The sequence below is a fragment of the Ruegeria sp. YTSC002 genome (assembly GCF_059609845.1).
Genome location: NZ_JBXWML010000001.1, coordinates 375378 through 389078 on the forward strand (window position 1 = coordinate 375378; position 13701 = coordinate 389078).

Sequence of the window (13701 nt, forward strand, 5' to 3'; positions counted from 1 at the left end):
ACGACGAACGTCGTTCCCGTGCCCGGGTAGCTCAGGGGTAGAGCAGTGGATTGAAAATCCTCGTGTCGGTGGTTCGATTCCGCCCTCGGGCACCACTTTTAAATAACAATATTAAATGTTTATGCGCCACTAGGTAGCTCGATTTTGTGGCCGCTAGCCCTGTGGGTATCATTTGGGTAGCATCGCACAAATGCGGTTCTCGCCAATTTGGCTTAAGGGGCGATTGGGCCGGGAACTTACACAGCCGAAGGCGTCGCTTGGTTTGAAAGTACGCTGACGCGGCCTGGGCGAGAAACCGAGCGCTCGTTTCCCCAAGTGTCAGTTTTCGGTTAATCGCTGACTGCTTCTGTGCCAATGTCACGCTATGACACCAGAAATCCACGATATTTCAGCGTTGAAGCTGAAGCTGAAACGCACAACTGGCAAACCAGCGAGCTTCCTCGTTGGCGCGCCGTTCTCATGGGAAAACGGTACCGGCGTTCCGCCCGTCTCTGGTTTCATAGAGGTCATTCGCAAACGCGTTGCTGCCGAAGGCGCGGACTTCTCGAAGGAACTCGAAGCGCGTCTTGCGGGTGCTGATGGTGCGGGCCAATACCAAGCGGCCATGAGCTTTGTTTTCAGCGTCCTTGATGCTGACGTTGTAACGGAGATCGTTCAAACAGCAGTCTTGTCGGCACGCAAGACAGGGACACCGAGCCTCGACCCGCATAACGGTTCTGATGGTGCACCCAACGAATGGAATATCACGCAAGGGCAGCGTGGGCTTGCCCACTTGATCAAGCTCGACCCAAATCGGTTTTCAGGCCCTGTGTTTACCACGAATTTCGATCCGATGATCGGGCTTGCGCTTCACGCGCAGGGCATTCGCTATCAACCATACACCATTCCGCTGGAAGGTTCGTTGAACGCACCGATCAGCGTAGCTCGTGATGACGTCAGCATTTTCCACCTTCACGGCTATTGGCGGGACTCCCCGACGCTGCACAGCCCGCAACAGCTAGAGGCCAAGCGGACGCAACTCCAAGCCTCCTTAGAAAAGCATCTACACCAGACCAACCTTGTGGTCATGGCATACAGTGGCTGGGACGATATATTCACGTCCGCGCTCGCCAATTGCCTCAGCTCTGACACGTTCAGTGGAACGGTTACGTGGTGCTTCTACGGCAGCAGCCCAGCAGAAATCAGAGAACAGAACGCGGCGCTCTTCGAGAAGTTCAAAGGCGGCATCCAACAAGAGCGGATTACGTTCTTCCACAGCGTCAACTGCCACACCTTCTTCGATGACCTGATCGCCGATCTGGGTTTCGATCCTGTGACACGGTCAGCAATTGAGACCTCACCTCTGGCCGGGTGGGAAGTGGTGACGAAGGAACGGCTTGATGCCTTTGATCCCTTGACGGGCGAGGAAGCTGTTCGGTTTTTTGACGGGGCCGTCCCAACGCTACGGCATGCAATCAGTCCCCTGATCCCAAGGCTTAGCCACGTAGCGACAGTTGTTGACAGGATCGACCAAGGGCTGGTCAGCATTGCAGGCTGCACCCTGCAACTGGTTCGCGCGGCGGGTGGCGAAGGCAAATCGACCGCCTTGTTGCAGGCAGCGGTTGCTGCGGCACGAGAACGCGACTGTGTGGTGCTGCATCGACCTTTACCCGATGCGGGCCTGAACCCGGATGTGGTGGCTTCACTAGATCCCGATCATCACTGGGTGCTTGTTGCCGATGATGCTGAGGGTTTGATCGATGAACTATGGCAATGTGCGGTTCGCCTTCATGAGGCCGGGCGGCGCAATATTACCTTCTTGCTGGCTGCGCGTGACACCGACTGGCTTGCCGAGAAGGGTGATCAAAAGGGTTGGAACGGGCGGCTGAGCCGTCTTGATGACATCGTGCTCGGCGGCATCGCGGAAGACGACGCAGAACGTGTCGTTGATGCATGGAGCGAACAGGGGGATGCCGGACTACGGGGCCTGATGTCCGAGAAGTCACGGGATGAGCGCATCAAGAAGCTCGTTGCGGCGACGCGGGCACAAGACGTCAAAGGCGGAGACGGCAGTTTCTTCGGAGGTTTGCTCGACATTCGGTTCTCCGGATCAGCGCTGATTGACCATGTCGTTACGCTAATGGAGCCCTTGCGCCACCGGGATATAGAATGCGGAGCGGGCAATCTCTACGATGCCTTGCTCTACGTTGCGAATTGTCACGCGGTAGGAATGCCGGGGCTCGACAAGCGAGTATTGGCTTCAATCTGCGACATTCCGTTCCATCGCGTATCGACTCTGATTGCTGGTGCCCTTGGGCGCGAAATTGGCGCAGCCGAGACCCGAATGCACATCTTGACGCGGCATAAGAAGGTCGCCGATGCCGTGGTCGTTGCCTCTGATACCCGCTTTCATACTGATCTGATCGGTGTCTGGGAGCGGCTTGTGTCTGAGACCGCTCGGCTCGGAAATGACGGACAGGTCAGTCGGGAATGTCATGGTCCTATCGTTCACGCAGGCTCCCACCTAAAACAGGATTTGCCTCTTGGTTTGTCCGAGCGTCGCCGCGGTTTCATCGGGATCGCTGCTGCCGAAGTGGCAATGGAAGCTCGACCAGATAGAGCTGATCAGATCGTTGACTGTGCCCGGGCTTTACGATTCGCGGCACAGGGCGTGGAAAGGGAGGAAGCACGTAGTCTGCGACAGGAGGCCTGCGATCTTTTCAAGAACAGTCTTGGTTTGCTGAACAAGGCCGTCGACAAGGCAGAAAAGTTCCGTGGATACTTCTTCGAATGGGGAACTTGCGCGGGAAACCTCGGTGATCGGCAAGGGCAAATCATGAGTGTCTGGCTTGATTGTTTTTCCCTCTGTGACCGCATTCCCATGAAGGTCGACTGCGAACAAGCCAAGCTCTCTTGTGCCGGCCTCGGCGTGGCATTCGCTTATCTCGTCGGAAGCGATCCAATCGGCGTCTTCGCGAAGGGTCGCCGCGCGGTAACAGAAATAGGATGGCGGACAAACCCGGACCCCACAACCGCGAGCTATTTTGAGCACCATCAACATGAACTGGACGAACTTGGCACACCGAAACCCGCCGACCTCGACGAGGCCTTGTTATGGTTGGCGGCAGCCGCGGCAGCCGCGTACGAGGAGCTGCAAGACCAAACCTTGCAGAAGCTCGAACCGACCGGACGCCTGACCTTCAAAAAGCTGCGCTCAGCCATCGAAAGGTAGTTGTTCGCCAACTGCGAACAAACCTTGCAATCTGGCGACCGACCCTCTTTATCTCGCCTGCGACCGGGAAGGCACCACGCATATGCGGCGTCACTTGACGCTTGGAGGCGCAGGTCTCTTCCTCTTATTGGCGCACCGGCGACGTTTCCCGGCAGCGGGCGTCGGCGGCGAGGCCCGGTAAGGATCGCCCCGCGTGAGCGGGCGATCACGGTGGCTTAGAGGTGTTTCGCCTGAGCCTGTTTCAGAGAGCGTGACGCCAGACAATCCCGTCTGGTGCTCTGAGACGAAAGGACTCAGTCATGTCGCAAGACACAGATGATCCCCCGGTCGCCGGGCGAAACTCTCTCGTGAAACCCTCGGCGCGCTCGAAGTGGAGCTGCAGGGGACGCAGGATGCGGCGCATTCTGCTGACGGTCTGGAAAGTGGTCGCGATGATCGTTGCCGCAATCCGCTCTGTCCGTTGGTTGTTCGAGAACCTCTAAGCTACCCTTGTGCCGCTGGTGGAGATGATGCTGAACGAAGCGCTAAGACTTGTCCGGGTCTATCACGACATGACCAAAGCCGATCTCGCTCGCGAGCTTGGTTTTTCGCGGTCGTTCGTTACGGAGTTGGAGGCCGGTAAGAAGAAGGTCACGATTGAGACACTGCAACGATATTCGGACTACTTCGAGATCCCTGTGTCGTCGTTGATGTTGTTCGCCGAGCGGACCGAAGACTCCGATTTTTCTGATCGGGCGCGGAATTTCGTAGCGCACAAAGCACTGAAGATGCTCGACTGGATGGCCACGATTTCCGGATCAGATCAGAAGAAGGACGCCTGATCCATGCGCCGATATCCCCTCGCTCAATCGCCACTCTACAAGATCACATCGCCACGGCGTCTGGCAGAGGTTCTTGGTCTCGATGTGGCAGAGCTTGAAGATTTGGCGAACCGGCTGGACAACTACAAGCGCTTCAAGGTGGGAAAGACGAAGAAACGGGACGTGCAGGAGCCAAAAGACCGGCTGCGCGCGATCCACAAGCGAATTTCCCGGTGGCTGGCGCGGATCGAAACCCCCGACTATTTGCATTCGGCAACCAAAGGCCGATCCTACATAACCAATGCCAAAGCACATCGCGCAGATACCAACCTCATCAAGGTCGATATCCGGTCGTTCTTCCAGAACGTTACGACTCACGCCGTCTACCTGTTTTTCGTGGACTTCATGCGGTGCCGAAGTGATGTCGCTATGCTCATGGCGAAGGCACTGACCGTCGACGGACATTTGCCAACTGGAAGCCCGGTAAGTCCCATCCTTTCGTACTTTGCCCATAAACGTATGTTCGACGAGATCGCTAATCTGGCGACCGAAAACGCGCTCACGTTCACGGTCTATGTGGATGACATGTGCCTCAGCGGCGAAAGTGCATCACGCGCCACCCTCTTTAAGGTGCGTGGCATCATCGCCAAAGCTGGGTTGAAATCGCACAAATGCCGGTTCTTTCCGGCAGGCAAACCACGCGTGGTCACTGGCGTCGCCCTAACGGAGAGAGGAGTAAACCTTCCGCATCGGCGCCATCTGAAAATCAGGGACGGGTTTGCGGCAATTGAAATGCTGCCGCCCGGCAAAAGCAAAGATGCGGCTGGGGCTGCGCTAATCAGCCGAATGCACGAAGCGGCGCAATTGGACGACTCTTGGAAAGATCGCGCCCGGAACGGACGCATTCACCTGCTCAAGAAGCGGGACGTTGCCGATCTACAGAAACTGTCACGCGCAGCCCTGAGTGCCGCCATCGAAAGGGCCGTTCGGTGACCCTAGGAAACTAGGGGCACCTCACGTTGCGGTCATGTACTTTGCTTTAGATCCACAAATTTTTTGTCAATTTTCCCGAGAAAACCCCAACTCGTTAGCAGCGAAAACAAAGTGAGCATGGTGGTCTTGTCGCCATCGGCAAGCAGTTGTTGCAATTGCGGTTGAGAGGAACTTAAGCCGAGTTGCGGAAGAACGGCTGTGACGACAAGGCCGACGATGCCAATAATTGACTTCTTGCCGTCTAACAACTTGCCAATCATCGGTCCAAGTGCATTGTTGACAGGTGTTAGTTCTTCGAGAGGCGCAACCGGCTGAGACGTTGCATTTTCATCCGACGGCGCGTCGATCTTTTCGTTCAGTATCGCATTTAGCAAACTGAGATTTTCATCTCTTTCGTCGGTTTTGTTTGCGAGTCTCTTGTTCAGAATTCCTAAGGCCAGTGCCTTAACGGCTGCGGATTTTCCACCAGTCAATGCCATCAATGCAACTCTCAGTACATCGTCGACGTCAATGTCCAAGTCTCTTTCTTTAACTTTCATGATTTTGATAGGACGTTTGCCCTCTCCCTCTGGCAAAGCATTCAAAAAGACACGCAACTTGTTGACACGATTTATCCAACCGGCCCCAAAGATGACAAAATCCTCAAGACCGCGCAGGCGTTGTTCGTATAGCTCGAGGTATTTCTCGGAAAGCACGGACGGGTCGGTCTGATTGATCGCGCTCAACGTGATCCGGCCAATTATCCCATCTTCTTCCAACGAAGTGCCGTCAACCTTCATGCCAAGTTCATTGAAGGCGCGTTGTGCAGTTCTTTGGGCCACCTTTGGTCCCGAGTGAACTGCCATATTGTAGACGACCATTGCAACGCGGTCGTGCAATTTATCGCACTTACACTTGATGTAGTAATTTGTATAAAGGATTTCTTCGGCCTCTTTCTGGCTCATGGTGGCAACGTCTTCTTCCGTTACGTTCGTACCACGCCATTCCGCCAGAGTTGTCTTGGTAATGCCAAAATTTGTGGCGCCACCTTTGTCGTGCTGATTATTTACGAACCCGCCTTCCGCATCTTTGATGAATTTGTGGAGCTTTTGGAAACGGAGATCTCTTTCAGCCGAATTCATCGAAGTATGCACCGGTGCCGATGACTCGGCCTCCATGGATGCCATCAACTCCGTGTCGATTGCGGGTGCGCCCAGATTTATTGAAGGTCGCGGCGGAGGGGCAGGGAGCCCACTCCAGTTGTCGATCAATTCGTTGAGGCGATCGGCCCAGGCCTCGTCTCCGCCATCCGGATAAGCCCCCTGGTACAAGTCGCGAGACTTTGTTCCTTGAAGTTGAATATGTGGTTTCTCGATGAGCTTACCTTTGGAGTTGTAGATCGGCGTCATTCCATTTTCTTTTGCGATCACATGCATCCGGTCCCACCAAGCCCCTTTGTGGCCTGTGGTATCCCAACTCCACTTACCGTTCTCCCTTAGGACGAAGTCGACGGCGAGCCCGTATTGGTGTATCGAATGCCATGGTCCAACCCAGGTTACCTTGGCGCCTGGCTTCGTTCTTCCTTGCGCATAAAGATCTGCTTGGCGCTCTGGTGTTCGAAATGCTTCGAAAACCTCGAATGGAATATCCTCTTTCTGTAGTTGAGCCTGTATGGCCCTGACGTGTTCCCTAATTGCAGGATGTAGATTTGAGATGTCGTTTTCTCGCTTTCGGGAGTTTCCCATAGCCTAATTCCTTCCTTAAAAAATAATTGGCGAAAACCATCTGCCACAGACTCCCAGTTCGGAAAGAGCTGTATAGTCATAGAAATGTTATGCATCTGCAAGTGTACACTCTAGCACACTTGGTGTAATTTTGCAGGGTTAGATACTTTTTTACGAACTGATTCTATGTCCGATCCAGCAAAAGGCATCACCCAAATGGGCTATGCTGATATTCGCTTTAGAAGTTAAGATGGTCCGATATATTTGAAAAAAGGGAAACTTATTGTGACCCAAGAAATTCGAGATCTTACGCTTGAAATTTATGATGCAATTGCCGACCCATTAGCATGGACCGGTGTCTTGGACCAGCTGGTGGAACGGATCGGAGCACAGGGAAGCATAATATTTGAATGGTCTCAAGGCGATGGGAATATGTCTCTGACCGCGCCGTTTCATTCTGGCTTTTATACAAATGCCGCACTGAATACCTATCTTGTAAAGTGCCAACACCTTGAAGCCAAGGATCAGGAAATTTTACGGGAAAAAACCCGAAGTCACGACGAAATTGAAATCCTTGATGACACTCTTCTTGCGCCGTCTGTTAAAGAACTAAAAAGCCAAGAACACGTTCAAAAACTAATGCGTCTTGGAATATTCCACCGCGCGGCCGGAATATTGAATAAGGACAATCCATGGATATCCCTGTTTTCAGTGCAATTAGCCGCCAACAGGAAACCGCTGGACGAAGTAGAGAGAAAATACTTATCCCAACTCCTGCCCCACATCGCGAAAGCTCTCGACCTCAGCCTTCCGATGAGACAATTGCAGGAACGTTACCAAGGTGTACTTTCTGCCATCGACTGCTTGAACATCGGCGTTTGTGTTCTGGATCGTAGAGGTATGATTGTGGCGCGAAATCAAGAATTCCAGAGACAACAGGAGACTTATCGTACATTCCGAATTAGTCCGGACGGAAAATTGACCATCACGGATCGTCTGGGGCAAAAGATTTTAGAAAGCCTGATGTCCGATCTTCATCAACACGGCAAGTTCGGCGCGCGACCACGCAAGGAAAGCATAGTGAGCCACTTGCTGGAGCCCCTTTGCATCGAGCTTTCACCGCTCCGTAAATCTGGTGAAATCGGAACCAGGGTATTTGACGGTTTTATACTCTGTAGTACCGATACAGGGCTTCCTGTTTCGTGCAATACGCGGCTGGTTCAGCAGGCATTTGGTCTGACATCAGCAGAAACCTCACTAGTCGACGCAATAGGTCAAGGTTTGACCAACCCCGAAATAGCAGACCGACGTGGTCGTTCTGTAGCAACAGTAAACGCACAAACCAAATCCATTCTTCTCAAGTCAAATTGTTCGAATAGAACTCAGTTCGTTCGTGCAATGATGCGATTTGGGGCAAGTTTTCTTTCGACAGACAGTGATTCGAAGAAACCCACCAAACCCAAGAGGATGATATGAATTACTTCTATTGGATGGCAATGGCCGCCGTCATTGGTGGGCATTTTTTCTTTGCTTACTTACAGTGGTTTCGTTGGCCATATATCTGCAAGAAGCTCACCAATTTTTCTGAAGAAGAGATTAAGGGTACAGCATTTTTGGGTCGTAGTTTTTCGTCTTATAACGCATCGATAGCTGTGGGGCTGTGTTTGAGCTTCTGGGTACCGGTCCCGTATCAAGTTTTCACTCAAAGTGCGGTCCTGTTGCTGATTTCGATTACAGCTGCTGTTGGCGCTTTGGGAACTCGTGGGAATACTATCCTGATAGTGCGATTTATGCCTGCTTCGGTCGCTTTTGTGGTCTCGTTTAGCTTGATTGATGGTGGATGACTGCGGTCATACGACTCACTTGGGCAGAGATTGTAAAGCAGAGCCGTACATGAACAGATTTTTACGCGAGATTTGGAATGCGTAAAAGATCTGAGACGGCCGGAATGTTTCGTCTTCGGGTTTGATCACCGGTGAAAAGAGGTGATCATGCAGGTTCGCTAGGCAGTTTGTTTTTGCCAATCCTTCAAGGCAAAGGAAAAACAACATCACTCGAATAGAAGCGCAATTGTACAGATTTTTTTGTGAGTTAACATGCATCTTCTTAGGGAACCCGAAGTCCGTAGACTTCTCATCGACATTAAATCCGAGTTTGAGTTGCAGGCTCCGGCTGGACCAGAGGAGTCCCGCCATGATAAATTACCCGGAATTGATCGGTTTTTCTGGCTGCGAGCAAGTAAGAACGAGTCCGAAAATGATGGCCACAGAATTGGTTCCGTTTTTTCCGAACGTCAACCGAATGTCGAAGGATCTTTTCGACTTTGCAATCTGATCTTGCAGGGTGGAGGTGCGCTAGGTTTGGCGCATGCCGGATTTGTCGCCGGGTTAGAAGCGGCGGGGATACGCTTTGTCGGATTGGCCGGAACCTCGGCCGGCTCGATCATCGCCATGGGCATTGCAGCGATACGCGGAGGCGACCTGACCCGTGCAACCGCAGAACGGCTGGCGGCCCTTTCCGAAACAGTCCCAATGGATCATTTCATCGACGGTCCGCGACCAATCCGAAAATTTATCAAACAAGCGCTCAAGCAACCTAAGATCTACCAATTTCGCAGCTGGTTCGGTTTGTTCGCAGCCGTTCGCAGACTGCGTGACAGCCGAGGTTTGAACCCGGGGCGAGCGTTTGAGTACTGGATGCAGTCCGTTTTGGACGATCTCGGCTTCAAGTCCATAGAGGACATGTACTTGGCCCTCGGCCAGATTTGGAACGACCTCGAGGATTTGCGCAACGAAGAACTCGAATTGAAAGGTCAAGGCGAAAAAAAAGCTGTTTTGAAACCCACGACCACAAAGCTGGAACACCCCGGGATTGAACTGCTTCAATTGATTGCCACGGCGATGCCGGTCGGTCTGAAGATGCACTTTCCGAAGGACCTAAACCTGCTAAGTGATGAGTACAGCAAAATTTCTCCTGCGCGGCTAGTACGAACGTCGATGTCAATCCCAGCGTTTTTCGACCCCGTGGTTATGCGACCTGATCGAAAGATCTGGCCTGCGTTCGCCGAAGACACGCTCCGAGGTTTGTTTTCTGAGAATCAGATCCAGAGGTTCAAGGAACTTGAGAAGTTCGTTTTTCTCGATGGCGGGTTAACATCAAACCTGCCCAGTGATTCATTTCGCCAATTGATGCCTGACGTTCCGACCATTGTCGTACCATTGGTCAGCAGTGGAGAGAATCAAAACGTCTCGCAGCGCAGAAGGCTGTCTGATCTGGTCGGTGATGCTATCGCCTGCGCAACGGCTGTTCGGTTGCAGCGCGACCGCGAAATCTGGATTCAAAACGCCGCGCTTCGGGCACAGTTTGAGAATCAGCAAGACCCTGAGGTCGACGCTGACTTCGCAATGCGCAAGTACCCTGTAGGAATCGCACCGATTGATCCTGGCAAGGCCAATTGGCTCAACTTTGTGATGTCGGGTCCCGAGAAGACAGAGCTTTACTTGGCTGGCCTCAAACGCGCCGAAGCGTTTCTGAAAGGTTTAAACAAGACGGAGTAGATTCACGAAAGGGGGAACTCATTATGTTACGTGGTGATTTTGAAAAACATATTCGTACGCTAGAAGAAGAAATAAAGTCTCAGGGTACCAAATCGGACGCGGGCAGCACTGAGCAGCTGGCAATAGCCGTTAAGAAGATCCTCGAAGGTCTGTTGCCGGATATCCAAGCTTTCGATCGAGAGTATGAAGCGCGTAAGAGAGCCACTGACGAGGTTGATGAGCATCGTGCGAAGATAGAAGCTGTGCATCGGCGCATCCAAGCCAGCTCTGACAAACTCGCACGATTAAGACGAGACGAACGACAATTCGAAGAAATCGTTAACGAAATCAGGGAGAAGCTGGAAACTGCACCGGAAGCCGAACGCGGTGAGCTTACCGAATTGCTGGACAAGGCTCAGGCCGATTTGGCCAATTGCAGGCAAACCATCAACGACCTTGACACAGCGATCAGCGAGGCTGGGATTGATCGAGCCGAAGCACAAAGAGAACTGGACGAGGCCGAGACACGCTTGCATGCGCAGGAACAACGCTGGGAGGCCGCCTATGAGAGAGTTATCGGCGAAATCCAGGACTTGTTGAATCCACTGAACGTGCTGTCTGAAGAGATCATCCTAGGCATGTTTCCGAGCGATGGTGCGCGGTTTCTCGTTGAGAACAAATCCAATCTCCCACTGCAAAAGCCGGATGAATTACTTGAAAAGATTCGCGATTTGAAAAGAGCACCCGAAGAAGCCGCGAGCAACGACGCCGATCTGTTCTTTCGCCTGAATTGCAAGTCATTGGAGGAAGAACTGCAATCACTGGTGGACCACCTGACGGCAAAGCGAGTTGCGGAGGAAATGGATGGTCAGACTTACGTGAATCTCCTGCGTCAGAACTACGACCGGATCAGTCAGAAAGCCGAAATGGACGTAAGGAGCCTGGCAGAGGAACAAAAAAAGGCCGAATGCGCCAAAAAGCGTTTACAGAATCTTGAGTGTTTCTTGGCTGCGCTGAGCAAGAACCTTTCCGGACACAAAAAGCGGACGAAGGCCGAGGATAGTACAAGCGTTGCCAGCGGTTTAGAGCTGCAAAGGATCGCAGACCTGTGCAAGAAGGGCGCATCCTTTTGCGAGAAGCTTGGTGATTTTCTCAAGCAAAGCGACGGCAACCTCAAAAACCTGCAAAACGACTTGTGCAGCGCCCCAAATCGAGATGCCGCTGAACAGCAGTCACGCCTCGTTTCGCAAGCGATCGAACGCAGGCCTCTTCTTAGGCCACACCCTTTCATTGTGGCGGCAGTTTTCACGATACTTATGAAGGGCATTCTAGCGCGCAACAACGCAGAATTGCTGCATGACAATTCAATTACGATCTTGGTTGTAAGCTTTGTCGCAAGTTGGGCCTTTTCGATCTGGTTGGGCTTTTCAGCCCGCAAGAATAAGATGAAAGCACTGCGTACGCATACGGCGCGTCAAATTCGACACATCATCATGCCACGCAGGTCTGAACGGCTGGTTTCATTGATCAAAAGATCGGTGGCGAAATCGCGTCAAATGATACTGGACAGACGCTTGATAGACGAAGCCGTGAAGTTCCCCTCAATAGAATACGGAACGAACTCTGCGGGCAACAAGGACCAATCTGTATTTCAGTGGAGAAATGAGAACTTCTGGCGAAATGCAAGTGTTGTTTCGCTCAACTGCGCTATCCTGGCGGTTCCAGTAGCGGTTTTGTTCGGATGGGATCGTTTTCTCGGTATTACAGTTTCGGGTGGCGAGGAGCACCGCGTGTTCGTGGCCCGCTTACCTGAGGCACCTCCATGTGTTTTGGCAAGGGGCCGTCTGGTTTTTGCGACGAAAGCCGACTACTTCGTCCGTGAAGTGACACCATCCAAGGCAAATTGGACGGGATGGGTGTTGCAGATATTCCCTGAAATCGGTGCGCAAGTCGTACCTCGGGATCTGGTGATCAGAGTTATCCCCACTAAACACGCGGATGACGATCATGGCTTGCTGGATTGCACGGTAACAGATCCCAATCACAATACCTTGCGAATCCAACACGCGGGAAAGGTTTTTGATGCGCTGGGCGAAGAAGAAGTGCGCCAAGAGATACTCTCGGGCCTTCAGAAAATTGCTGAAAACCTGAGCGGGGCACCAACAGTCGTATGGTCCCCCGAGACAGATCCTGAGATTGCAAAGGCGCGCGACGAGATGGAAGGGTTGCTGGCCGTGACCGACCCAACCGAATTCGATGGCCCCCGTTTCGTTGCTGCCTTTGTTCGTATACAGCAGTCTTTGGCGGAGAAGCTTGTGATTGCCGAAAAACTGTCGGTAGCAGATACTATGCGCCTGACATGGCCGCGGACAGGCTCGCTCACTCCGTCGACCAAGTTCCCGAACCCGTTGCAGGTGGATTTGCTCGATCAGGACGAGATAGAGGCGCTGTCTGAGCTGGTGGCCAGGATCGCTACGTCAAACGAGAAACTGGCGCAGCTTATCGAACAGGAACTACCACTGGGAAACAACCCGGCAGCGGTTGTCCTGCCTATCCTGTATGAGTTGCAAGAAAAAACGCCACCCTCAGATGTTCAACCCAGCACTTGGATAACCAACCTTCTCGTGCCCAATGGTGCGCCCGCTGGGAAAAGCTGGCCGGACACTTTGATTTTGCCTTTCTTCAACAACGAAGTGAAATTCAGTGAAAAGGACAAAACGGCATATGAAAAACGGCCATTGCAAATGGCCTTTGTCTTTGGCGCCCGTCAAATCAACTTCGACGACCCGGTGCTGGGAAACTCAGATGAAGGCACGTATTTTGGCCGCATCGCGGAACACCTGGAGCAATGCTTGCAAAGCTCCGACGATCTTGCCTTGGACGGTGCCAGTGCAGAACTGACCTTGGACATAATCGGGCTGGCCAGCCGCACCTGGAAAGACGAGCGCGCCAATTCTTCCAAAGGACAACTGAACCTCGCCTTGGCCGAAGGCCGCAGAGCTGCCACGCTGTACAAGTTGGCCGAGCAGATTTCCGACAAAGAGGCCCAGAACCGAATTCACATCATGATCAGCGACAGCCCAACTGACACCCTGAGCCTTGCCCAAATCTCGGACCTGTTGGCCGGTGAAGAAGAGCGATGGCATGAAAAGCTCCCTGAATTCAGTCGGTTCTCCAAGCAGGAAGAGCTTGCGGAAGCGCGTTCCAACTTCATTACGACATCAACCTCAAAAGGCGAGGCTGGGCTGCCTCTCGAAGAGCTCTTTGCGCGCTCCGTTGTCGTGAAGGTCGAACGTGTGAGAGGCGGACCATGTGCGAAAACTTGACAGACCAGAGTCAGGCGACCTGCCGCACGTGTCCGTCGTCTGAGCCGAATTTGACAAGATAAACTTGAACGGCTTCTAACACCTGACAGGCGACGTTGATCGTTTTCCTATCTGCAGGTTCAAAACTGATCC

At 52.7% G+C, this 13701-nt stretch carries 8 protein-coding genes and 1 tRNA gene; 8 read left to right on the forward strand and 1 reads right to left on the reverse strand.

Annotation, left to right across the window (positions count from 1 at the left end; genetic code table 11):
• Nucleotides 1-20: 20 nt before the first annotated feature.
• The 4 genes from AC2FFD_RS01885 to AC2FFD_RS01900 all read left to right on the forward strand — a co-directional run bounded on the left by AC2FFD_RS01885 (nt 21) and on the right by AC2FFD_RS01900 (nt 5004).
• Nucleotides 21-95, forward strand: a tRNA-Phe gene (locus AC2FFD_RS01885).
• Nucleotides 96-364: 269 nt separating this feature from the next.
• Nucleotides 365-3211 (forward strand): P-loop NTPase, encoded by a 2847-nt coding sequence (locus AC2FFD_RS01890; protein WP_496871658.1) that lies wholly within the window; start codon nt 365-367, stop codon nt 3209-3211.
• 509 nt (nt 3212-3720) lie between these two features.
• The gene (locus AC2FFD_RS01895) at nt 3721-4032 is read left to right on the forward strand and encodes a helix-turn-helix transcriptional regulator (protein ID WP_480683806.1); all 312 of its coding nucleotides are present in this window, start codon (nt 3721-3723) and stop codon (nt 4030-4032) included.
• 3 nt (nt 4033-4035) lie between these two features.
• Nucleotides 4036-5004 carry a reverse transcriptase family protein gene (locus AC2FFD_RS01900; RefSeq protein WP_496871660.1) on the forward strand — a complete coding sequence of 323 codons (969 nt, stop codon included), beginning with the start codon at nt 4036-4038 and terminating at the stop codon, nt 5002-5004.
• Nucleotides 5005-5036: 32 nt separating this feature from the next.
• On the opposite strand, the gene AC2FFD_RS01905 is transcribed toward AC2FFD_RS01900, so the two are convergent.
• Nucleotides 5037-6728: a glycosyl hydrolase 108 family protein gene (locus AC2FFD_RS01905; protein ID WP_496871662.1), complete on the reverse strand. Its 1692-nt coding sequence runs from the start codon at nt 6726-6728 to the stop codon at nt 5037-5039.
• Between the two features lie 264 nt (nt 6729-6992).
• Between AC2FFD_RS01905 and AC2FFD_RS01910 the strand changes: the two genes are divergently transcribed.
• From AC2FFD_RS01910 to AC2FFD_RS01925, 4 genes are all read left to right on the forward strand, one after another.
• Nucleotides 6993-8183, forward strand: coding sequence for a helix-turn-helix transcriptional regulator (locus AC2FFD_RS01910; RefSeq protein WP_480683809.1), 1191 nt, complete (start codon nt 6993-6995; stop codon nt 8181-8183).
• Nucleotides 8180-8551 carry a DUF1304 family protein gene (locus tag AC2FFD_RS01915; RefSeq protein WP_480683810.1) on the forward strand — a complete coding sequence of 124 codons (372 nt, stop codon included), beginning with the start codon at nt 8180-8182 and terminating at the stop codon, nt 8549-8551. The genes AC2FFD_RS01910 and AC2FFD_RS01915 overlap by 4 nt, the downstream gene beginning before the upstream one ends.
• Nucleotides 8552-8803: 252 nt before the next feature.
• Nucleotides 8804-10264 (forward strand): patatin-like phospholipase family protein, encoded by a 1461-nt coding sequence (locus AC2FFD_RS01920; RefSeq protein ID WP_496871664.1) that lies wholly within the window; start codon nt 8804-8806, stop codon nt 10262-10264.
• 23 nt (nt 10265-10287) lie between these two features.
• Nucleotides 10288-13569, forward strand: a complete 3282-nt coding sequence (locus AC2FFD_RS01925; protein WP_496871665.1) for a hypothetical protein — start codon at nt 10288-10290, stop codon at nt 13567-13569.
• Nucleotides 13570-13701: the final 132 nt, after the last annotated feature.

Bases quoted from the DNA above. Each gene is read 5' to 3' on its own strand.
- AC2FFD_RS01915 (WP_480683810.1), top strand. From the start codon at position 8,180: ATGAATTACTTCTATTGGATGGCAATGGCCGCCGTCATTGGTGGGCAT.
- AC2FFD_RS01895 (WP_480683806.1), top strand. From the start codon at position 3,721: ATGCTGAACGAAGCGCTAAGACTTGTCCGGGTCTATCACGACATGACC.
- AC2FFD_RS01900 (WP_496871660.1), top strand. From the start codon at position 4,036: ATGCGCCGATATCCCCTCGCTCAATCGCCACTCTACAAGATCACATCG.
- AC2FFD_RS01905 (WP_496871662.1), bottom strand. From the start codon at position 6,728: ATGGGAAACTCCCGAAAGCGAGAAAACGACATCTCAAATCTACATCCT.
- AC2FFD_RS01890 (WP_496871658.1), top strand. From the start codon at position 365: ATGACACCAGAAATCCACGATATTTCAGCGTTGAAGCTGAAGCTGAAA.
- AC2FFD_RS01920 (WP_496871664.1), top strand. From the start codon at position 8,804: ATGCATCTTCTTAGGGAACCCGAAGTCCGTAGACTTCTCATCGACATT.
- AC2FFD_RS01925 (WP_496871665.1), top strand. From the start codon at position 10,288: ATGTTACGTGGTGATTTTGAAAAACATATTCGTACGCTAGAAGAAGAA.